Annotated in this window: 19 protein-coding genes; 14 read left to right on the top strand and 5 right to left on the bottom strand. The window is 60.1% G+C overall.

Going from position 1 to position 21493, the window contains the following annotated elements; genetic code table 11:
- Nucleotides 1-293: 293 nt before the first annotated feature.
- The 6 genes from kdpF (at nucleotide 294) to ABIA48_RS22685 (ending at nucleotide 8356) form a co-directional block, all read left to right on the top strand.
- Complete coding sequence (gene kdpF / locus ABIA48_RS22660; RefSeq protein WP_007899818.1) at nucleotides 294-383, top strand: K(+)-transporting ATPase subunit F; 90 nt, start codon at nucleotides 294-296, stop codon at nucleotides 381-383.
- An 8-nt stretch (nucleotides 384-391) separates the two neighbouring features.
- Nucleotides 392-2086 (top strand): potassium-transporting ATPase subunit KdpA, encoded by a 1695-nt coding sequence (gene kdpA / locus ABIA48_RS22665; protein WP_429491468.1) that lies wholly within the window; start codon nucleotides 392-394, stop codon nucleotides 2084-2086.
- A gap of 10 nt (nucleotides 2087-2096) precedes the next feature.
- Nucleotides 2097-4154 carry a potassium-transporting ATPase subunit KdpB gene (gene kdpB / locus ABIA48_RS22670; protein ID WP_429491470.1) on the top strand — a complete coding sequence of 686 codons (2058 nt, stop codon included), beginning with the start codon at nucleotides 2097-2099 and terminating at the stop codon, nucleotides 4152-4154.
- Nucleotides 4155-4290: 136 nt separating this feature from the next.
- On the top strand, nucleotides 4291-4836 hold the full coding sequence (gene kdpC / locus ABIA48_RS22675; RefSeq protein ID WP_429491472.1) for a potassium-transporting ATPase subunit KdpC: 546 nt from the start codon (nucleotides 4291-4293) through the stop codon (nucleotides 4834-4836).
- A gap of 130 nt (nucleotides 4837-4966) precedes the next feature.
- The gene (locus tag ABIA48_RS22680; protein ID WP_429491474.1) at nucleotides 4967-7618 is read left to right on the top strand and encodes a DUF4118 domain-containing protein; all 2652 of its coding nucleotides are present in this window, start codon (nucleotides 4967-4969) and stop codon (nucleotides 7616-7618) included.
- Nucleotides 7619-7666: 48 nt separating this feature from the next.
- On the top strand, nucleotides 7667-8356 hold the full coding sequence (locus ABIA48_RS22685; protein ID WP_429491475.1) for a response regulator: 690 nt from the start codon (nucleotides 7667-7669) through the stop codon (nucleotides 8354-8356).
- A gap of 156 nt (nucleotides 8357-8512) precedes the next feature.
- On the opposite strand, the gene ABIA48_RS22690 is transcribed toward ABIA48_RS22685, so the two are convergent.
- Complete coding sequence (locus ABIA48_RS22690; RefSeq protein ID WP_429491477.1) at nucleotides 8513-9550, bottom strand: patatin-like phospholipase family protein; 1038 nt, start codon at nucleotides 9548-9550, stop codon at nucleotides 8513-8515.
- 221 nt (nucleotides 9551-9771) lie between these two features.
- Between ABIA48_RS22690 and ABIA48_RS22695 the strand changes: the two genes are divergently transcribed.
- From ABIA48_RS22695 to ABIA48_RS22705, 3 genes are all read left to right on the top strand, one after another.
- Nucleotides 9772-10050, top strand: a complete 279-nt coding sequence (locus ABIA48_RS22695) for a hypothetical protein (protein ID WP_007991739.1) — start codon at nucleotides 9772-9774, stop codon at nucleotides 10048-10050.
- A gap of 100 nt (nucleotides 10051-10150) precedes the next feature.
- The gene (locus ABIA48_RS22700; RefSeq protein ID WP_204934215.1) at nucleotides 10151-10909 is read left to right on the top strand and encodes a CHAD domain-containing protein; all 759 of its coding nucleotides are present in this window, start codon (nucleotides 10151-10153) and stop codon (nucleotides 10907-10909) included.
- A 232-nt stretch (nucleotides 10910-11141) separates the two neighbouring features.
- The gene (locus tag ABIA48_RS22705; protein WP_429491479.1) at nucleotides 11142-11939 is read left to right on the top strand and encodes an acyl-CoA thioesterase; all 798 of its coding nucleotides are present in this window, start codon (nucleotides 11142-11144) and stop codon (nucleotides 11937-11939) included.
- On the opposite strand, the gene ABIA48_RS22710 is transcribed toward ABIA48_RS22705, so the two are convergent.
- From ABIA48_RS22710 to ABIA48_RS22720, 3 genes are all read right to left on the bottom strand, one after another.
- Nucleotides 11940-12305: an Mpo1-like protein gene (locus ABIA48_RS22710; protein ID WP_007991746.1), complete on the bottom strand. Its 366-nt coding sequence runs from the start codon at nucleotides 12303-12305 to the stop codon at nucleotides 11940-11942.
- Nucleotides 12306-12508: 203 nt separating this feature from the next.
- Nucleotides 12509-13990, bottom strand: coding sequence for a methyl-accepting chemotaxis protein (locus ABIA48_RS22715; RefSeq protein ID WP_429491481.1), 1482 nt, complete (start codon nucleotides 13988-13990; stop codon nucleotides 12509-12511).
- A gap of 189 nt (nucleotides 13991-14179) precedes the next feature.
- On the bottom strand, nucleotides 14180-14989 hold the full coding sequence (locus ABIA48_RS22720) for a TatD family hydrolase (RefSeq protein ID WP_429491482.1): 810 nt from the start codon (nucleotides 14987-14989) through the stop codon (nucleotides 14180-14182).
- Between the two features lie 224 nt (nucleotides 14990-15213).
- On the opposite strand from ABIA48_RS22720, the gene ABIA48_RS22725 reads away from it, so the two are divergent.
- From ABIA48_RS22725 to ABIA48_RS22740, 4 genes are all read left to right on the top strand, one after another.
- On the top strand, nucleotides 15214-16635 hold the full coding sequence (locus ABIA48_RS22725) for a transglycosylase SLT domain-containing protein (RefSeq protein ID WP_429491484.1): 1422 nt from the start codon (nucleotides 15214-15216) through the stop codon (nucleotides 16633-16635).
- Nucleotides 16636-16738: 103 nt separating this feature from the next.
- A complete protein-coding gene (locus ABIA48_RS22730) occupies nucleotides 16739-17173 on the top strand; it encodes a DoxX family protein (RefSeq protein ID WP_429491486.1) in 435 nt (144 codons plus the stop codon).
- A 247-nt stretch (nucleotides 17174-17420) separates the two neighbouring features.
- A complete protein-coding gene (locus ABIA48_RS22735) occupies nucleotides 17421-17729 on the top strand; it encodes a hypothetical protein (protein WP_007991757.1) in 309 nt (102 codons plus the stop codon).
- A gap of 435 nt (nucleotides 17730-18164) precedes the next feature.
- A complete protein-coding gene (locus ABIA48_RS22740) occupies nucleotides 18165-18863 on the top strand; it encodes a response regulator (RefSeq protein ID WP_429491489.1) in 699 nt (232 codons plus the stop codon).
- Here ABIA48_RS22740 and ABIA48_RS22745 read toward each other — a convergent pair.
- On the bottom strand, nucleotides 18860-20341 hold the full coding sequence (locus tag ABIA48_RS22745) for a sensor histidine kinase (protein WP_429492919.1): 1482 nt from the start codon (nucleotides 20339-20341) through the stop codon (nucleotides 18860-18862). The two genes, ABIA48_RS22740 and ABIA48_RS22745, sit on opposite strands and share 4 nt — an antisense overlap.
- Before the next feature lie 599 nt (nucleotides 20342-20940).
- Between ABIA48_RS22745 and greB the strand changes: the two genes are divergently transcribed.
- Complete coding sequence (gene greB, locus ABIA48_RS22750) at nucleotides 20941-21414, top strand: transcription elongation factor GreB (protein ID WP_204934225.1); 474 nt, start codon at nucleotides 20941-20943, stop codon at nucleotides 21412-21414.
- Nucleotides 21415-21493: the final 79 nt, after the last annotated feature.

The following is a 21493-nucleotide window of genomic DNA, read 5'->3' on the forward strand; positions in this document are numbered from 1 at the left end:
GCGGGGAGGTGCAAGAGTTCTTGACCCCATTCAGTTGCGTCGCGCCAATCGGCCTGAATTATCCATGACTTGCAGCCGTCAATCACTACTCTCGCGCACAATTTAGAGTTCTGCGTACGACACTCCCGGTGTTTTGTGCAGCGGAGCTCCTCCCAACACCCTGTAACCCCTGCGTAAACCTACTCTTTACGCTTTCTTTATGCCCTGCGTGCACCCTCGATCTCGTTCCTTTACAGCCTCTTTTCCGACAATGACTCCACACGCGGCAATACGCCGTAACACGGAGAACTTCCATGAGCGTTCTGGACGGGGTGTCACTGCTGCTGGCAGTGGGGCTGTTCATTTATCTGTTGGTTGCGCTGCTGCGCGCGGACCGGAACTAGGAGCGGCTATGCACAGTTATGACTATTGGCTGATCCTCGGTTTTTTCGCCCTGGTATTGGTCCCGGCGCCGTTTCTAGGGCGCTTCTACTACAAAGTAATGGAAGGCCAGCGCACGTGGCTGACGCCGGTCCTCGGGCCGGTCGAGCGTGGCTGTTACCGGCTGGCCGGGGTTGACCCGCAAGCCGAACAGACCTGGCAGAAATACGCCTTGGCCTTGCTTGCCTTCAACCTCGCGGGTTTCTTGCTGTTGTTCGCCATCCTGTTGTTCCAGGACCACCTGCCGCTGAACCCGCAGAACCTGCCGGGTCAGGAGTGGACGCTGGCGTTTAACACCGCCGTCAGCTTCATGACCAACACCAACTGGCAGGGCTACAGCGGTGAAGCATCCCTGAGCTATTTGAGCCAGATGGTCGGCCTCACTGTGCAGAACTTCGTCAGTGCCGCCACCGGCCTGGCGGTATTGGTCGCGTTGTGCCGCGGTATCGGTCGCAAGTCGACAAAAAGCCTCGGCAACTTCTGGGTCGACATGACTCGCGCCACCCTCTACGGCTTGCTGCCGTTGTGCCTTCTGCTGGCGCTGTACCTGGTTTGGCAGGGTGTGCCGCAAACCTTCGCGCAGTATGTGAATGCGGTGACGATGCAAGGCGTTGATCAAGTGATCCCGCTCGGCCCGGCTGCCAGCCAGATTGCGATCAAGCAACTGGGCACCAACGGTGGCGGTTTCTTCGGCGTGAACTCGGCGCATCCGTTCGAGAACCCGACGGCGTGGAGCAATCTGTTTGAGCTGGCGTCGATCATCCTGATTCCCGTGGCACTGGTGTTTACCTTCGGCCACTACGTGAAAGACCTGCGTCAGAGTCGCGCGATCATCACCTGCATGCTGGCACTGTTCCTGATCGGCGGTGCGACCTCGCTATGGGCTGAATACCAGCCGAACCCGGCCCTGAACAACGTCGCCGTCGAACAGGCCGCGCCGCTGGAAGGCAAGGAAGCGCGCTTCGGCACCACCGCCACGGTGTTGTGGTCGGTGACCACCACGGCCGCGTCCAACGGCTCGGTGAACGGCATGCACGACAGCCTCAACCCGCTGAGCGGCATGGTGGCGCTGGTCAACATGATGGTCGGCGAGGTGATCTTCGGTGGCGTTGGCGCCGGGCTCTACGGCATGTTGCTCAACGTGCTGATCGCAGTGTTCCTCGCCGGTCTGATGATCGGCCGCACCCCGGAATACCTCGGCAAGAAACTGCAAGCCAGGGAAGTGCAATTGCTGGTGGTGACCCTGATGGTCATGCCGATCGGCGTACTGGTGCTCGGTGCGATTGCCGCCAGCCTGCCAGGCCCGGTGGCTGCCGTGAGCAACCCCGGCGCTCATGGTTTCAGTCAGTTGCTCTACGCCTATACCTCGGCCAGCGCCAACAACGGTTCTGCCTTCGGTGGCTTCGGCGCCAATACCTCGTTCCACAACTTGATGCTGGGCCTGGGCATGTTGATCGGTCGCTTCGGCTACATCCTCCCAGTTCTGGCCCTGGCCGGCAGCCTGGCGATGAAGAAAACCGCACCGATCGGGCAGAACAGTTTCCCGACCCACGGCCCGCTGTTCGTGACCTTGCTGACTGTGACCATTTTGCTGGTGGGCGGCCTGACCTTCTTGCCGACGTTGGCGCTGGGTCCTATCGCTGAACATCTGAGCATGGGCTTCTGAGGATTATTTGATGAATATGCCCGTAATTAAACCGGTCGCCATGAAAGCGCCGGAACAACCGAAAACCGCGATCTCGGCCCTGTGGCGCCCGGCGCTGCTGCAAGCCTTCGTCAAGCTCGACCCACGGCAATTGCAGCGTGCGCCGGTGATGCTGGTGGTCGAGCTGACGGCGATCCTGACCACCGTGCTGTGCTTCATTCCCGACACGGCGGTGCCGACCTTCGTTGCCGCACAAATTGCCGTGTGGCTGTGGTTCACCGTGCTGTTCGCCAACTTCGCCGAAGCCTTGGCCGAAGGCCGTGGCAAGGCCCGCGCCGACAGCCTCAAGGCCGGTAGCGAAGGCTTGAGCGCCCGGCGCAAAACCGGCAACGGCAGCTTTCAGGTGGTGCCCGCTGCCAGCCTGCGCAAAGGGGACGTGGTGCGCGTCGAAACGGGGGAGATGATTCCGGGTGACGGCGAGGTGATTGAAGGTATCGCAGCGGTCAACGAAGCGGCGATTACCGGTGAATCGGCCCCCGTGATTCGTGAGTCCGGTGGTGATCGCTCGGCCGTTACCGGCAACACCCGACTGGTGTCCGACTGGCTGCTAGTGAAGATCACCGCCAACCCGGGCGAATCGACCCTGGATCGCATGATCGCCTTGGTCGAAGGCGCCAAACGCCAGAAGACCCCGAACGAAGTAGCGCTCGACATCCTGCTGATCGGCCTGACCCTGATCTTCCTGTTGGTGGTCGTCACCCTGCAACCGTTCGCCCACTTCGCCAATGGCAGCCTGCCGCTGGTGTTCCTGGTGGCGCTGTTGGTCACGTTGATCCCGACTACCATCGGCGGTTTGCTGTCGGCCATTGGTATTGCCGGGATGGATCGACTGGTGCGCCTGAACGTGATTGCCAAGTCCGGTCGTGCGGTGGAAGCGGCGGGGGACGTGCACGTCCTGCTGCTGGACAAGACCGGCACCATCACCTTCGGTAACCGTCGTTGCTCGGCGGTGTATGCCGCGCCTGGCGTGCCAGCCAGGGAACTGGCTGAAGGCGCATTGCTGGCTTCGCTGGCCGACGATACTGCGGAAGGCAAGTCGATCGTCGAGTACCTGCGCGGCACTCATCCGCAGCCGGAGCCGTCCGCCGACGAGCTGACAGCCGTGCCATTCAGCGCCGAAACCCGCTTGTCCGGTGTCGACTATCAAGGGCGCGTGTACCGCAAAGGCGCGGTGGATTCGTTGCTGGCGTTCGTGGGCCTCAAGCGTGCCGATCTGGCGGCACCGTTGTCCCGTGAAATCGACAGGATCGCCCAAAGCGGCGGCACCCCGTTGCTGGTGTGTGCCGACGGCAAGCTGCTCGGCGCGATCCACCTCAAGGACGTGGTCAAGCCCGGCATCCGCGAGCGTTTCGCCGAGTTGCGCAAGCTGGGCATTCGCACCGTCATGGTCACCGGCGACAACCCGCTGACCGCCGCCGCCATCGCTGCCGAAGCGGGTGTGGACGATGTGCTGGCTGAAGCCACGCCGGAGAAAAAACTGGCGCGCATTCGTCACGAGCAAAACGACGGTCGCCTGGTCGCCATGTGCGGCGACGGCGCCAACGACGCCCCGGCCCTGGCCCAGGCGGACGTCGGCATGGCGATGAACGACGGCACGCAAGCGGCCCGGGAAGCGGCCAACATGGTCGACCTCGACAGCGACCCGACCAAGCTGCTGGACGTGGTGCAGATCGGCAAGGAATTGCTGGTCACCCGCGGTGCGCTGACGACCTTTTCCATCGCCAACGACGTGGCCAAGTACTTCGCGATTCTGCCGGCGCTGTTCGCCGCGATCTACCCGCAACTGGGCGTGCTCAACGTGATGCACCTGAGCAGTCCGCAAAGCGCGATTCTGTCGGCGATCGTGTTCAACGCTCTGATCATCGTGGTGCTGATTCCTCTGGCACTGCGCGGTGTGCGGGTACAGGCGGCGAGTGCGGCGGCGTTGCTGCGGCGCAATCTGCTGATCTACGGCCTGGGCGGGATTCTGGTGCCGTTCGTGGGCATCAAGGCGATCGACATGCTGTTGACGGCGTTGCATTTGGTTTGATTGTGCGGGGTGCCAGATAAGCCGCCATCGCGAGCAAGCTCGCTCCCGCAAAATCGCCACATCTCCCTGTGGGAGCGAGCTTGCTCGCGATGGATGCACCACGGTGTACCTGACTTGTGAATTAGAGGATTTTGAAATGTCCACATTGATACGCCCGGCCCTGAGCCTGCTGGTCCTGATGACGCTGATCACCGGCGTCGCTTATCCGCTGGTGGTCACCGGGGTGGCCCAGGTGGCTTTCCCGGATCAGGCCAACGGCAGCCTGGTACGTGATACCGAGGGCAAGGTCCGCGGTTCCTCGCTGATCGCCCAGGATTTCGTCGGCGACGCCTGGTTCCACCCGCGCCCTTCGGCCGGTGCCTTTGCCACCGTGTCGAGCAGTGCCAGCAACCTGTCGCCCAGCAACCCGGCCCTGGCCACGCGGGTGATCGACGATGCCAGAAAACTGCTGGTGCCAGGCCAGGGGCCGGTGCCATTGGCGCTGGTCACTACGTCTGGCAGCGGTCTCGATCCGCACTTGCCACCGGCCGCGATTGCCTATCAACTGGCGCGTGTCGCGACGGCGCGCAACCTGCCGGTAGCGACCCTGCAGCAACTGCTGGACACCCACATCGAGCAGCCATTGGTAGGCCCGCCGGTGGTGAATGTGCTTGAGTTGAACCTGGCGCTGGAAAAACTGTAAATCCGTGGTGGAGCCATTCGCGAGCAAGCCCGCTCCCACAGGAGTACGCATTCCAATGTGGGAGCGGGCTTGCTCGCGAGGGCGGTAGAACGGTCACCCATTCCCTTCAAGAAAAAAGTGAGCTTCAAGCATGAGCAACTCCGGCCGCGCCGACGCGCTGTTAGCAGACCTGCCCCGCGATGGCCGTGGACGGCTCAAGGTGTTTCTCGGCGCCGCGCCGGGTGTCGGCAAGACCTATGCCATGTTGCAAGCGGCCCACACCCGGTTACGTCAAGGGGTGAAAGTCATTGCCGGTGTCGTCGAAACCCACGGCCGTGCCGAAACCGAAGCACTGCTCAGCGGCTTGCCGCAGCTGCCGTTGGTGCGCTCGGAATACCGTGGTGTGTTGCTCGAAGAAATGGACCTCGACGGCCTGATCAAAGCCAAACCGAAACTGGTGCTGGTCGACGAGCTGGCGCACACCAACGCACCCGGCAGCCGTCACGAAAAGCGCTGGCAGGATATTCAGGAACTGCTTGCTGCCGGCATTGATGTGTACACCACGGTCAACGTCCAGCATCTGGAAAGCCTCAATGACCAGGTGCGCGGCATTACTGGCGTGCAGGTCCGCGAAACCCTGCCGGACTGGGTACTGCAGGAAGCTTATGAACTGCTGTTGATCGACTTGCCGCCACGGGAGCTGCTGGAGCGCCTGCGCGATGGCAAGGTCTATGTGCCGGAGCAAGCGCGGGCGGCCATCGATGCGTTCTTTTCCCAGACCAACCTGACGGCCCTGCGCGAACTGGCGATGCAAACTGCGGCGGCTCAGGTCGATAACGATCTGGCCCAGGGCTATCGCCAACTCGGTCAAGCGGCGCCAGCCGTGCGCGGGCGTTTGCTGGTGGGGGTCGACGGCGATGCCCAGGCCGAGCGCCTGGTGCGGCATGCCAGTCGCGTGGCCCAGCGGCGGCACCTGCCCTGGAGCCTGGTGCACGTGGACAACGGCCGCGTGCCTGACGAGCAGTCGCGCCTGCGCCTGCAAAGCGCCCAGCAACTGGCTGAACGGCTGGGGGGCGAAGTGGTGTTGCTACGGGCCGGTGAAGTGGCGAAAACCCTGATCCAGCATGCCGCCGAACGTCGCGCCAGCCTGGTGCTGGTCGGTCAGTCCAGGCCGCGCTTGCGCCGCCGTCTGTTCGGTGGCGGGCTGGCGGCGCGACTGCTGCGCAATGCTCGCGGACTGGAAATCAACGTTCTCGATAGCGATCACCAACAGCATCAACCCCATCAGCGGTCGATGCAGTCGCTGGTCTGGTTCGACTACGCACTGGCTGTGTTCGCGACGGTTCTGGCCAGCGCCCTGGCCTGGGCCGTGGCAAGTGTTCTGCCGCTGCCAAATATTTCACTGGTGTTCCTTGCCGCCGTTTTGCTGGTGGCGGTGCGCAGCAGCCTCGGGCCGGCTCTGGCCTGTGCCGCGCTGTCGTTTCTGACCTATGACTTTCTGTTCATTCCACCGATTTTCTCTTTCAGCATCCAGCGCGAAGAAGACGTGCTGACCTTGCTGTTCTTCCTGCTGATGGCAGCCCTCACCGGTAACCTCGCGGCGCGCCAGCGCAGGCAATTGCAGGCACTGCGCGATACCCAGGAAGAGACCACCGAATTGCTCGACCTGTCACGCAAACTCACCGCCGCCACCGACCGTCAGGCTGTGGTCAGCGCGGCTGCCCAGCACCTCAACGGTTGGAGTGATGTACAACTGTGCCTGCTCAATCGCGACGGGCAAAACGGCTGGAAAGTCGAAACCGGTGGCCCGCTGGAGTTCACCGAAGCCGAACGCGCCGCCGCCGACTGGGCCTGGCAGCACGATCAACCGGCGGGTGCGGGCACCGGCACATTGCCGTTCGGCCGCTGGTGGTGGTGGCCGTTATCGGTGGAGGACGGCCCGCTGGCGTTGCTCGGCGTATGCGCCAGGGAAGGCCAGGTCCTGAGCGGCCAGCGTCGACGCTTGTTGACCGCACTCAGCCAGCCGCTGGCCCAGGCGCTGGCCCGGGCGCAACTGGCCGATGATCTGGAAGCAGCGCGGCTGCACGGCGAAACCGAGCAACTGCGCAGTGCCTTGCTGGCTTCGGTGTCCCACGATTTGCGCACACCGCTGACGTCCATGCGCGGCAGTATCGACAGCCTGCTGGCCCTGGGTGAAGCGATCCCGCTGGAGGATCGGCGTGAACTCCTCGAAGGCACCCGCGATGAAGCCGAGCGCCTCGACCGCTACATCCAAAACCTGCTCGACATGACCCGGCTCGGCCACGGAGCCCTGAAGCTGGCGCGGGACTGGGTGTCGCCGGCGGACATCGTCGGCAGCGCGCTCAATCGCCTGCGGGCAGTCCTTGCGACGTTGCAAGTCAGCACCGACGTGCCGGCCGAATTACCGTTGCTGTACGTGCATGCCGCACTGATCGAACAGGCACTGGTCAACGTGCTGGAAAACGCCGCGCGGTTTTCGCCGCCCCACGGGCGTTTGCAATTGCGCGCCGGGGCTGATGACAGTGAGCTGTTTTTTTCGGTCAGCGATGAGGGCCCGGGCATTCCGGAGGCGGAACGGGCGAAAATTTTCGACATGTTCTACACCGCAGCGCGAGGTGATCGTGGCGGCCAGGGCACCGGGTTGGGGCTGGCGATTTGTCAGGGCATGGTCGGTGCCCATGGCGGGCGCATCAGCGTCGCCGACGGCATCGAGGGGCGTGGCACCTGCATTTCCTTACATTTGCCGCTACAGGCTCAGCCGGGATACGAAGGTGAAGCCTGAACGTGCGTGCGCTACTCTCTTGCCACTTCTTAGTGTCGATGTGAATTCATGAGCCAGACCGCGACCATTTTGGTCATCGATGACGAACCGCAGATCCGCAAATTTCTGCGCATCAGCCTCGTGTCCCAGGGCTATAAAGTGCTGGAGGCCGGTACCGGCAGCGAAGGATTGGCACAAGCTGCACTGAACAAACCGGATTTGCTGGTGCTCGACCTCGGCTTGCCGGACATGGACGGCCAACAGGTATTACGTGATTTTCGCGAGTGGTCGACGGTGCCGGTGCTGGTGCTCTCCGTGCGCGCCGGTGAAGGGCAAAAAGTCGAGGCCCTGGATGGCGGCGCCAATGACTACGTGACCAAGCCGTTCGGTATTCAGGAGTTCCTGGCACGGATTCGTGCGTTGTTGCGCCAGGCGCCCGTGGGCGAAACCCAGCCAGCGGCACTGGCTTTCGGCCCGTTGACCGTCGACCTGGCGTATCGCCGGGTGCTGCTCGACGGTGCCGAAGTCGCGCTGACTCGCAAGGAATACGCCGTGCTGGCGCAACTGGCGCGGCATCCCGGGCGGGTGATCACCCAGCAGCAATTGCTCAAGGACATCTGGGGACCGACTCACACCGAAGACACCCACTACCTGCGCATCGTGGTCGGGCACTTGCGCCAGAAACTGGCGGATGACCCGACCCGGCCAAGGTTCATCGTTACCGAGGCGGGGGTGGGGTATCGGTTGTTGAGTGAGTAGTTTTGAAATTTTGTGGTGACTATCAGGGCCTCTTCGCGGGCAAGCCCGCTCCCACAATAACCGCGTCGGGCCCAATTCATGTGTACGACGCGAACCCTGTGGGAGCGGGCTTGCTCGCGAAGAGGCCCTGATAGTCACCCGAGAACCTTCAGACTTTCAGTTCTGCTCATTCTCATACCGATCCAGCGTATCCCGCGCAATCTCCCGCCCCAGCGCGATCAGCTCCGGCGCCTTGTAGAACTCGAAAAACCGGCACACGCGCTTGGGTACGTTGATCAGGATGTCCGGTGGATACCCGGCAATCTTGTACTGCGCCAGCGACGTCTGCATCACCTCGAAACTCTGGTTGATCAGATCCAGCAAGGACGCCGGCCCGACGTTGTCGATGATGAACGAACCGGTGGCGGAGCGGGGCGCGCCACTGGCTTGCGGGGCTGCCACGGGTTGCTGCGCGTCGGGCTCGGCGGATTCGAGCCACGGATTGAAGTCCGCACCTTCGGCCTTCAAGGCTTCCTGTTCCAGAACCAACAATTGTTCAGCCTGTTTGCGCCGGAACGGCAATTTCGAGCCGACGGAGTTGATCAGGCTGTCGAAGCGGGTCTTGAAGGCGGCGGGGCGCTGGATGACCGGCAATTGATAGTGGCGCTGGTTGGTGGAGTTGAGGTTGACCGCGATGATCAAATCGCAATGGCTCGACACCACCGGCACGATCGGCAGCGGGTTGAGAATGCCGCCGTCCACCAACATGCGGTTGCCCTGCATCACCGGGGTAAACAGGCTGGGAATCGCTGCCGAGGCGCGCATGGCCTGATGCAGGCAACCTTCCTGGAACCAGATTTCCTGCTGGTTGGTCAGGTCGGTGGCAACCGCGGTGTAGGGGATACGCAAGTCTTCGATGTTGACCTCGCCGACGATCTTGCGGATCTGCCCGAACACCTTCTCGCCACGGATCGCCCCCAGACGAAAACTGACGTCCACCAGACGCAATACGTCGAGATAATCCAGGCTCTCGATCCAGTCGCGGTAATCGTTGAGTTTGCCCGCAGCATAGATCCCGCCTACCACCGCGCCCATGGAGCAACCGGCGATACAGGCAATGTCATAGCCGCGCCGTTCGATCTCTTCAATGACCCCAATATGCGCATAACCCCGGGCTCCACCCGAGCCCAATACCAGTGCGACACGCTTTTTCATGGATCGCCCTCGCTTGAATGGTTCAACAATGCACCCATCGAGGGGCATGCTTCAATCGCCATGGTCGTTCTATGGGGCAACGGCGTCGTATTTTCGACAGTCCATGGCGGCACATGGTTATCCTTGTCAGCGCTATAGTTTGCATAGCGGACCAACGGCACTTTTCGGGTGCCACACCGTCTTACCTGCACGACTGTTGACCTATCTTTGAGGAGTGAGTGATGAAAGCCTGGATCTGCGTGCCATTGATTGCCCTGGCGCTTGCCGGTTGTGCCGGCAAAACCGCTTATCGCGACAGTTGCGGTAGTAACCTGGATGCCGCATGGCATGAGCTGGACCTGGCCAAGGCCGAAGGTTTCGCCGGGACTGTCAGCTACTCCAAAGCCTTGTCGCTGTTGACCGCGGCCAAGACCCAGCAGCAATTCGAGGGGTTCGAAGGGTGCAGCCACAAGGCCGAGAAGGCCCGTTTCTATATTCGTGAGTCGCGTGCGGGGCGTTGAAGGCAAAAAGCAGCTGCAGGCTCTAAGCTACGAGTTGCAAGACTCATCGGGTTTGCAGCTCGTAGCTTGCAGCCTGGCGCTGTTTACGGAGTAAACCCCCATGATCGATCGGCTGGTGGCTCATGTCCTGGGCCTGGAAGTTCGTCTGCTGGCCTGTCAGGCCCGCTTGAAAGAGCGTACTGACCCTGAAGCGTTACACGATCTGCGCACAACCATGCGTCGGTTGCGCAGCCTGTTGCGCCCCTTGCAGGGGGTGCCCGGTGTCGAACAGCTGGAAGCTGCAGCCTCCCGGGTAGGCGATCTGACCACGCCATTACGTGATCGCGAAGTGCTGGCGGCGTACCTGCTCCAGCACCATCAACCGCAAGCTGCACAGCGGCGCATGGCACAAATGGCCGAGGCCTATCCGGCCGTGGCGGCCAGTCCCGAGCTCGCGCAAATGCTGATCGTCCTCGATGCGTTTCCGCGTTTTCTACGCGCTGCCCAGCGCCAGGGATTGCTCAAGGGCTTGCGCAAGCGCATTGAAAAACGCCTGGGCAAACAGTGGAAAAAACTCGACGAAGCATTGCACGACCCGACCCACGACCGCCACCGGCTGCGTCTGCTGATCAAGCGCGTGCGCTATGGTATCGACGCTTACCCCGAGCTGGACCGTTTGCCGAAAGCGGCCATGCCCCGATTGAAATCGGCCCAGGGCGCGCTGGGTGACTGGCACGATTGTGTGCAATGGCTGGCCATGGCTGAACGGGAAGCGGATTTGCAACCCTGTGTTGCCGTGTGGAAAGCCACTATGGCCGAGGCTGAACAGTGTGCAGACCGGGTGCTGGAAAAACTCAGTCGCGATTGTTTCAAATCCTGAGAACACCACCGAACAAATGTGGGAGTGGGCTTGCTCGCGAGAGCGGTGGGTCAGTCAGCATTAATGTCAGGGCTGATGGCCTCTTCGCGAGCAAGCCCGCTCCCACAGGGTTTTATGTTCGACATGAAACCTGCACGGCTCATCTGTCAGTCAATTTGGCCGGAATGGGTGCTGTATAGCCATCGCTGGCTGGTTAAGATCCCTTCATCTTTTTCCGATCCCTGAGGTTTTCATGCGCTTTTCCGAATTGCTCGACGCTGTCCGTAGCCAGCCGCTGGAGCTGTCTATCCCGGCCTCCTGGGCACAGGGGCGGGCCAGTTTCGGTGGCCTGGTGGCCGCTTTGCAGTATGAAGCCATGCGTGCGCGGGTTCCGATTGATCGTCCGGTGCGTTCGTTGGCACTCACCTTTGTCGGCCCGGTTGAACCCGAGGTTCCGGTCAGTTTTGAGGTCGACGTGCTGCGCGAAGGCAAGGCCGTCAGCCAGGTGTTGGGCCGGGTGATGCAAAAGGGCCAAGTGGTGACGTTGATCCAAGGCAGTTTTGGCGCCTCGCGCCCCTCGGAAGTGGCGGTGGCTGCTGAACCGGCACCGGAAATGAAGCACTGGGACGAGTGTCAGGAATTGCCTTTTGTCGAAGGCGTCCTCCCGGAATTCATGCGGCATCTGGCGATGCGCTGGAGCGTCGGCGGGCTGCCGTTCAGCGGTAGCACCTCCCGGCAAATGGGCGGCTGGGTACGCTTGCGCGGCGACGTTAAAGAAGAGGCGATCAGCGAGGCGCATATTCTGGCGCTGGTGGACGCCTGGCCACCGGCCCTGATGCCGTTTTTGAAGAAACCGGCGATGGGCAGCACGCTGACCTGGACCATCGAGTTCGTGCAACCGCTGCTGCAACTGAACACCCTGGACTGGTGCAAATACCTCGTCGAAACCGAGTACGCCGCCGACGGCTACGGGCATGCCGCCGCGAAAATGTGGAGCGCGGATGGCCGGTTGATCGCCATGAGCCGGCAGACGGTGACGGTGTTCGCCTGATCAGTGACGGCGGTGGCGCTCACGCCAGGCGCGCCACCAGCCACCACTGAGGAAGAACCGCGGAAACGTCAGGAACTGCTCGACCAACAAGCGCGATATCGCATCCTTGCGATCACTGAAGGGTTCGGCGGCTTGCGCCTCGAGGTTATGGCCGTGGCGTTGCAAGGCTAGCGCAGCAATCACCCCGATCACGCCGATGGCGACGTTCGCCAGGCTCAGGCTGAATACCCCGGACACGATCAACAGAAACGCCACGATGAACAGCGGCACCGCGATCAGGTGCAGCACTAGATTGGTCGGGTGCTGATGATTGTTCGGGTATGCTCGCCATTGCCAGGCGGGAAGGTTGGGGTGACGTTTACCCATGATGCTGATCCTCGATCCATGTTGAACACATATGATGAAGAATAGGCCCGGTCAATGCTGGCGGCGAATCAAGGCTGGCTATTGGCTTGATAGGCGTCATGGTCTGGATTGATGTTGCCGGCTCCGGCCTCTTCGCGGGCAAGCCCGCTCCCACAGGGGAATGCATTTCAACTGTGGGAGCGGGCTTGCCCGCGAAGAGGCCCTCAAAGTTTCAGCTGGCCTATCGCCTTGCTCAACTCCCCGGCCAATGCCGCCAACTCATTGCTGGTAATCGCCGAAGTCACCGTCTGCTGCACCGTATTCTCGGTCACGTCACGGATGCTCACCACCGCCCGGTTCATCTCTTCCGCCACTTGACTCTGCTGTTCGGCCGCCACCGCGATCTGCGTGTTGCTTTCACGCATCTGCGCCACCGCGCCGGTGATCTCGGCCAATGCCGATCCGGCCTCCTGGGCCTGTTGCACGCAATCGTCGGCCTTGAACGAGCTCTCTTGCATGAAGTCCACGGCGTCCCGCGTGCCAGCCTGCAATGCCGCCACCATGAGGGTGATTTCATCCGTGGAGGCCTGCACGCGTTTGGCCAGGTTGCGCACTTCATCGGCGACCACCGCGAAGCCGCGCCCCATCTCGCCGGCACGGGCCGCTTCGATGGCGGCGTTCAACGCCAACAGGTTGGTCTGCTCGGCGATGCTGTGAATCACATTGACCACGCCGTTGATCTTCTGGCTGTCCTCGGCCAGGCGCTGAATCATCTCGGCGGTCTGCTGGACACCGGTGGACAGTCCGGCAATCGACCGCTGTACCCGCGTCACGACCTCCTGGCCGCTGCCGGCCAGGGTATCGGCCGATTGCGAAAGGTCACGGGTGGCGCCCGCGTGTTGGGCGATGTGATAGACCGTGGCCGTCATTTCATTGATCGCCGTGGCGGCCTGATCGGTTTCGCTTTGCTGGCCCAGCATGCCGTGGCGCACTTCATTCATGCTGGCTGCCAGCCGCGCGGCGCCGACGTCCAGTTGCCGGGCGGTGCTGGCGACGGTGTTGACCACTCGTTGATAACCGGCTTGCATGGCGTTGAAGGCGTTGGCCATTTGCCCGACCTCGTCGCGACAAGCCAATGGCACGCGGGCCGACAGGTCGCCGGTTTTCTCCACGTGCAACATGACGTCTTTCAAGGTGTTGAGCTGGCTAAGCAGGAAGCGAATCAATAGTTGCGATGCGCCGAGCATTGCCAGCATTAGAATGAACACGGCCACCGCGTAACTCGCAAAACGCTCGCTGAACACCTGGCTCAGGCTCGGACCATGGGCAATCACGGCGACCTGCTGGCCACCGGTGCGGGTAAACACTTCGGCGCCCATCAACGGGTTGTCACCGAACAGCGGCATCGCGTTGATCTCGACCCAGCCGTTTGAGTCGGCGAGTTCGAGCACGGGTTGTCCATCCAGTGACGGCGCCTGTCCGCGGCTGAATGTCAGAAGGTTATCGGCCCTGGGGAGCGGTTGCGCGGCAGGCCAGTCACCCAGTAATTGCGCTTGTGCCTGGGCCGAGGCCTGGGACGCATGACTACGGGCCTGCTGTTCAAGCTGCACCGCGTACAGCACTAACAACAGGGTGGTGACGAACGCGACGGCATTGACCGCCCAGAATTTGTATTTCAGCGAGATATTGCTAAGCCAGGCACCCATGGAGGTCTTCTCTGATAGCGGAAACAGTTTTGGCAAGGTGCCAGCATTGTGCCGCCATGCAGAATTCGGATTTTGATACAGGTCAATGTGGGAGCGGGCTTGCTCGCGAAAGCAGGGTATCAGTCGACATCCTTGGTGTCTGACACTCCCCCTTCGCGAGCAAGCCCGCTCCCACAGAGGGTTCTGTGTTTACTGTGGGATTGATGGCAACCCGTAGAACGCCCGTGCGCACGCTGTGGTGTGCGCCGCCAGATCTTCCTGGCTTTCGCCGCGATGCAGCGCTACTTCGCGCAACACTTCAGTCAGGTACGCCGGCTCGTTACGCCCGTTTTTCGGCTTGGGGCGCAGGCTGCGCGGCAGCAGGTACGGTGCATCGCTCTCGAGCATCAGACGCCCGCGCTTGATCTCCTTGACCAGTGGATGCAAATGCGTGCCCCGGCGCTCGTCGCAGATCCAGCCGGTAATGCCGATGTGCAAATCCAGGTCAAGGTAGCCGAACAGTGCCTTCTGCTCTCCGGTAAAACAATGCACCACGGCGGCCGGCAGTTGATCGCGGAAGTCGCGCAGGATCTCCAGCAAACGCTGGCTGGCGTCGCGTTCGTGCAGAAAAACCGGCAACTGCAATTCAACGGCCATTGCCAGATGCTCTTCGAGGACCTTTTCCTGCTGCGGACGCGGCGAGAAATCACGGTTGAAATCCAGCCCGCATTCGCCCACGGCCACCACACTCGGCTCCTTGAGCAAGCTGCGCAAACGTCGGGCGCTGTCGGCGTTCCAGTCGCTGGCGCAGTGAGGGTGAATACCAGCGGTGGCGAACAGGCGCTGCGCACTCGCGTCCAGTTGCTGGCACAGCTCAAGGGCCTGTTCGCTGCCCTCGACACTGGTGCCGGTCAGCACCAGTTGGCACACGCCGGCCGCGTAGGCACGGTCGAGTACGGCCTGGTGTTTGTCGGCAAAACAGGGGTTGGTCAGGTTGACGCCGATATCGATGAGTTGCATGGTGCTACCTCGGCCCAAAGGCCGGAAAGCATATCAGAGCCGTGGATTTATAAGAAAAGCCAAGAACTACAACGGGTTAACGCTGTCTCTTGAGCCGCGGGCCAGGCTGGGTTGGTAGTTTTGCCATCATTGTGCCAGTCTTTCCCGATTTGCCAGCGCTTCGGGCGCTCTGTTTTTGTCGCCGTACTTCATTGAAGCGGCCTCATATTCTTTCCGGAGAGTGGATGATTCGTCCCTCGGTTTTGCTACTGCTGTGCTGTTCGCTGCTACTGCCGATGTCGGCGGTCGCGCGTCTGCCCGGGCCACTGCAAGCCGTACCGGCCAGCGAGGTGCGCGACCTTGCGCAAATCCGCAGCAGTCGTGTGCTGCGGGTGCTGGTCAACCAGAGCCGCAACAGTTCCGGCGAAGTCCAGGGGCAGGCGATCGGGGTCGAATACCATCGCCTGAGAGCTTTCGAGCAATACCTCAACGGCCACGCCCGTGACGGTCAGGAAATCACCCTCAAGATCATTCCCAAGGCCAAGGATCAATTGCTCGGCGCATTGCAGCGCGGGGAGGGCGATCTGGTGGCGCCCGGAGAGTTGCTCGATCTGCAAGCGGGTTTCGCCGTCAGCACCAGTGAGCCGGTTGCCAGCAACATCCCGTTGGTCCTGGTGGGCATCAAAGGCGAACGTCGCTACACCCGGCTTGAACAGCTTTCCGGCAAGACCCTGGCGTTACCTGCCGGCAGCGCCGCCGGGGATGCCGTCAGCCAGATCAATCAAAAGCTCGCCCTGCACAAACTGCCACCGGTCAAAGTCGAGTGGGTCGATCCGAGCCTCGCCGTCGAGGACGTACTGGAGATGGTGCAGGGCGGGATCTTCCACCTGACCATCGTCGAGCAGCCGATCGCCGAACGCTGGGGCAAGATCCTGCCCAACTTGCGTTTCGACAAGCAGGTACTCATCAGTGATCCGGGAGAAGAGTTCTGGTTCGTGCGCCGCGATGCGTCGATGCTGCGAGCCAGCATTGATCGCTTCCTCACCGTCTATAAAAAACCATCGGATCAGGATGCCGCGTTCCTGCGGATCTATCGTCGTCTCTATCAAGTGCACTATCCATTGGCCAAGGCGGACCGGCAGCGTCTGGAAAAACTTCGCCCGGTGCTGCAGAAACACGCCGATGCCCAGGGCATGGACTGGCTGAACCTGGCGGCGCTGGCCTTCAAGGAATCAGCCCTGCAACCTGCCGCCCGCAGTGGCGGTGGTCCGACCGGTTTGATGCAGATCACGCCTTCTGCGGCGCAGCGAGTGGGGGTCAACAATATTCAGGACGTTGATGGCAATGTGCAGGCTGGGGCCAAGTATCTGGCAATGATCCGGCGCAAGTTCTTTGCCAGCCCGAAACTCAACGAGCGCGAACGCATGGCCTTCGTGCTGGCGGCCTACAACATTGGGCCGGAGCGAGTTCAGGGCATGCGCGCCGAAGCCCGGCGGCGAGGATTGAATCCCAATCAGTGGTTCTTCCAGGTCGAACGCGTTGCCATGGAGCAAGTGGGTATGGGCCCCGTCAGCTATGTTAATAGCGTGAACAAGTATTTCTTGGCGTTCGACCGGGAGCGCGAGTCGTTGGAGCCCCAGGGACAAACAGTTGTCTTGCGCAAATGATCAATTAATTCGATTTTTATGTTGAGGTTTTTGCGCTATTAACATGAGATTTACCGATTAATATAGCGGCCAACCAACACACACTGACAAGGAATGAAACAGCATGAGCACTCTGATCAACAAGGTACTGACTACCCGCGCTGGCTACGGCCTGACGGTTCTGCGCATTGTTGTCGGTATTGTCTTCGCCGCTCACGGCTCGCAGAAACTCTTCGGGGCATTCGGTGGCTATGGTCTGGCGGGAACCGCGCAGTACATGGAAAGCATTGGACTGACTCCGGGCTACCTGATGGCGACACTGGCGGGCGGCACCGAGTTCTTCGCCGGCCTGGCCTTGATCATCGGCCTGCTGGTTCGCCCGGCCGCACTGGGCCTGATCTTTCTGTCGCTGGTCGCGATTTTCTCGGTGCACATCAGCAACGGACTGTTCATGGCCAACAACGGTTATGAATTCGCCCTGGCCCTGCTCGGTGGCAGTATCGCGGTATTGATCGAAGGTGCGGGCAAACTCTCGGCAGACCGTGCCATCGCTGGCTGACCGCTCTGTCTCAACGAAAAGGCCCGCATCGTGCGGGCCTTTTTTGTTGAGCGTCATTCTTGACACTGTCCAGTCAGCTTCTCTAGGATGTTGCTCATGCGCCGATTTAAACAGCTACTTGCGGGGCGCCAGGTGACTCATTCAGTTGCCGACAGAAGCCAGAACAGGCTTCGAAATACCGCTAAAGCGCTGGTTCGGTGTTGCCTCTCACCTGCCATGCAGACTTTTGAGGCAGAGACACGACACAATGAATGCACTAAACCCTGTTGTACGTCCCGCGCCGATCACGGCACATCTCACCCAGCGCAATCCAAAAATCCTGCTTGGCGGTAAACATCAGCCGACGCTCTTGCGTTATCTCGATGGCTGGCCACGTCGTACCGGCGGTCCAGCTGCCTTCCTGATCCAGTTTGTCGAAGACGGTGAGTCGCTCGCTCGTTTTGCCGACGACAGTTTCGATCTGGCGGTGATTCAATCCCCCAGCCTCGAAGACGCTCCTGAAATGATCAGGCAACTCACCCGCGTTGCCCGGCAAGGGCTGATTACCCGGCGCTGAGGCCCGGAAAACCGTAGACGCCAACAGACAGCGCCAGCATCAGCCAGTGCAAAGTGATCGACAATTTCCCGCAACGGTGCGCCTTCGAAGCTGTTATCCAGCAACGATTTCGTAGGCATCCACGATGCCGATATTCGCCATTGCATGCCAGAGCTGCCTGGCATGAGCGACTGTTGGTCGGATGAAAGACGGATCCGGGTTTTATGAGGGGGTCAGTTTTTCAAGGTTTTGAAGGCGTTTAAAAACAATTGGCTGGAATCTCACATTTCAGATTCTTGTCACAAGGATTGCTTGTTGACGGTCGAATCTTGTCCGACCTAAGTCTGATTTTCGAACACTTGGAGCCTGCGACATACGACCGGTGGCCGGCGTCATCCCGGGTTCCCTGCTATTAATCAATGAGTGTTCGAGTGCTGATCCTTTCGGGAGCGCGTCATGAGTCCATTCATTCGCATCGGCATTGCCGACGATCATCCGATGTTGCGTGAGGGCGTTGCCAATACCTTGAGAAAACGGGCGGATTTTCAGGTCGTGGAGCAGGGCGCCAATGCGGAAGATGCCCGGGATATTGCCCAGAAGGTGCGTCCGGACGTGATGCTGATGGACGTCAATATGCCGGGCGATGTTTTCGCCGTGGTGCGGTTCATCTCCACTCAGTTGCCGAATGTAAAAGTGCTGATGCTGACGGTTTCAGAATCCGAAGATGATGCCTTTTTGGCACTGGAGGCCGGCGCGCGCGGGTATGTGCTGAAAGGTGTCAGCGGACCGGAACTGGTCATGGCGATCAGGTCGGTTGCCAAGGGAGAGACGTATATCACCCCCGAGTTTGCCAACAAACTGCTGAGTAACAGCAAAAAGCACGAAGCGGAAACTCACAAGTTTGATCTGACCCATCGCGAGGAGGAGGTCATTCGTGAAGTTTCAAATGGGCTGACCAACAGGGAAGTTGCATCAAAGCTGTCGATCAGCGAAAAAACCGTCAAGCACCACATGGGCTGTGTGATGCAGAAACTGCACGCCCGAAATCGTGTCGAAGCGGTTACGGCTCTACGGCATTACAGGGAGCGCGAAGCTATCGAGCGACTTCATATCGGCACAGGGAAAACACAAATGCCCGGAGCGACTCCTGACTAGAATTTGAACTGTGCCTTTACCGACGTACCGGACGCGTCGGAGTCGATGCTGAACAACCCGCCCAGAGACTCAATGCGATAGCGCAAACCGGCGAGCCCCAATCGGGTTCTGCCGGATGTCTCTTGCAGCATGGCGTCCGCCGCCATACCCGGACCACTGTCCCTGACGCTGATGTTCAATATTTCATCAATGTATTGCGCCTGGACGACCTGACCCTCGCCGTTGGCATGACGGTAAGCGTTGCTGAGGGCTTCTTGCACAAAACGGTACAAACAGAGTTTAAGCGGCAGTGGCGCGGCCTCCGGTAGCAGCCCCAGCGTTAATGTGACCTTGGTGCCAGTGCGTTGCTCGTGCCGTTGCGCCACTAGCTGCAATTCTTCCACCAGGCTCAAGTCGTTAATTTCCGGAAGTGCCAGCCCTCGTGATAAATCGCGGACCTCATGCAATGCGTCGGTGGCGGCGCCACGAATGGTTTCCAGCGACTCCTGATCGACAGCGGAGCAGTTTTCGGCCAAGTCGTCGAGCCGGATCAGAATCAAAGTCAGTAACTGTGCCGGCCCATCGTGCAGGTCTGCACCGATGCGCCTCAAGGTCAGTTCGTTGACACGGGAAAACTCTTGGGTCGCCGTCGCTATCTTGCGCTGGAGTTCGGCATTACTGATGTGCAAACGGGTTTGCTCCTGCAGCCGTAAGCGCAGTGCCACTTGTTGTTGCTGGATAATCTTGTCACCGCGTCGCACGATGAAAAAAAGCAGTGACAGCATTGCCAGCGTCGCGGCGCCAACGACCGCCCATACCTGCTGTCGGACCCGATTGACCTCGCGCTTGAGGCTATCGGCCTTTTCATAAAACTCGCCCACTGCGATGATCTTTCCGGAGCTTGAATCCCGCAGGGGCGCGTAGATCTCATAGAGCGGCAAGTCGAGCTCGAACTCGTTCTCATCCTCGTCCAGGTCCTTAAGGTCGGTGACCACTTTGCCCTTGAGTGCCTCGGTGATCTCATCCATTGGGAATTTGCGGTTGGTAATGGCTTTATTCGTGCCGTAAACCACTGTGCCATCCGCTCGCCAGATCTTGATCGAGACAATGTGCTGTTTTAGCGAGCGACTTTCCGTGAGACGGTCCAGAAACTGGACACTTGCAGCCGACAGGCCGTTATCCCGGCTCATCTCCTGCACATAGGGCTCCAGAAACGTATCCATGTACTGAGCGGCTGCTTCTGCCGCGCTATATACCGCGGCACTTTCTATTCGTTCACTCACCAGTTTGCCGACGAAGAACATGGTAAGTCCCAGGATCACCGCGGCGGCAATGACAAACTGGGTCGAGCGACTCAGCTTGCGCGCCTGGCCCCTGACCCGTGTGCGCCAGATTCCATTGCGAACCACATCGCTAGCAGGGGCAGGTCCGACCGAAGCGTCAGTCTCCTGCGCGATAAAAGTCTCGCTTTCTGATTCGACCTTTGCGTCTTTTATCATCGATTTGGTTCCCTGATCTTCGTGAACGGTCGGTTGGAAACCCTGCAATTCAACGGATATCTGGAGATTGGCATGTTTGAGCTGAAGCGCTTCACATTCAATCAAAACGATACTCGGGATGGGCAAGCCTGGAGGTGGTTTTGGCCAAAACTTCATACGCCAGACCCATTCGGAGTACACGAATTACGTCCATCAGAACCTGAGCAGTTGCGCATTGACGGGGGCCCATGACTGACAGTAGTTCACTGTAAAGCGATCCGAAAGCTTCACGGGTGGACTACACATCACGGATGATCAGCCAGACCACCACGCTAAACAGATGCCCCACCAGTGCGGCTATATCCATGGCCAGAACCCTCAAATTGAAGAGCTCGATACAGCTATTCCGAGCTATCAATGAGCGAGAGCGATTAAGCTTGTTGTTGAAAAAATCGGCCCAGGCCATTGCAGATCATTCGAATTGAAGGCAAAAAACGCCAGAGGGCATCAGGTCGCCGGATGGCTGTGCCCGAAGAGATCGCTTTTGCGCCGGGTATGAAGCCGGCAATTCGCGACCCCATCCAGCCTGGCTTGAGATAATCGTTAGTGAGAACCCCGACTTGAGTACCAACATAATCACAAAAGAAGGGCACGAGGCTTTGCGGCAAGAGCTCGACTTCCTTTGGCGAGAAAAACGTCCTGACACCACTCGAAAAGTCACGTGGGCAGCCTCACTGGGCGACCGAAGTGAAAATGCTGACTACCAGTACAACAAGAAGCTGCTTCGAGAAATTGACCGGCGTGTCCGATACCTTCGAAAAAGGCTCGAGGATGTACGGGTTGTCGAGTATTCGCCCGAGCAGGAGGGAAGGGTCTTTTTCGGGGCTTGGGTCGAGATCGAAAACGAGGCGGGTGAGATCAAGAAGTTCAGAGTGGTGGGGTACGACGAAATCTACGGTCGTAACGATTACATTTCGATCGATTCGCCGATGGCGCGTGCGCTTTTGAAGAAGGAAGTGGGCGACGAGGCTGTTGTTCATACCCCGGGTGGAGAAATGTTGTGGTGGATTAACGAAATTTTTTACGAAAAATAGTATGCGTTTCTGAGAGTGGCTACTAATTCCGGGTGCCCGGATTTAAAGGCTTTCAGAGGCAATGGTATGAAAAGTGCGG

Origin of the sequence: Pseudomonas sp. S30_BP2TU TE3576 (assembly GCF_050436025.1) — a bacterium.
GTDB lineage: Bacteria > Pseudomonadota > Gammaproteobacteria > Pseudomonadales > Pseudomonadaceae > Aquipseudomonas.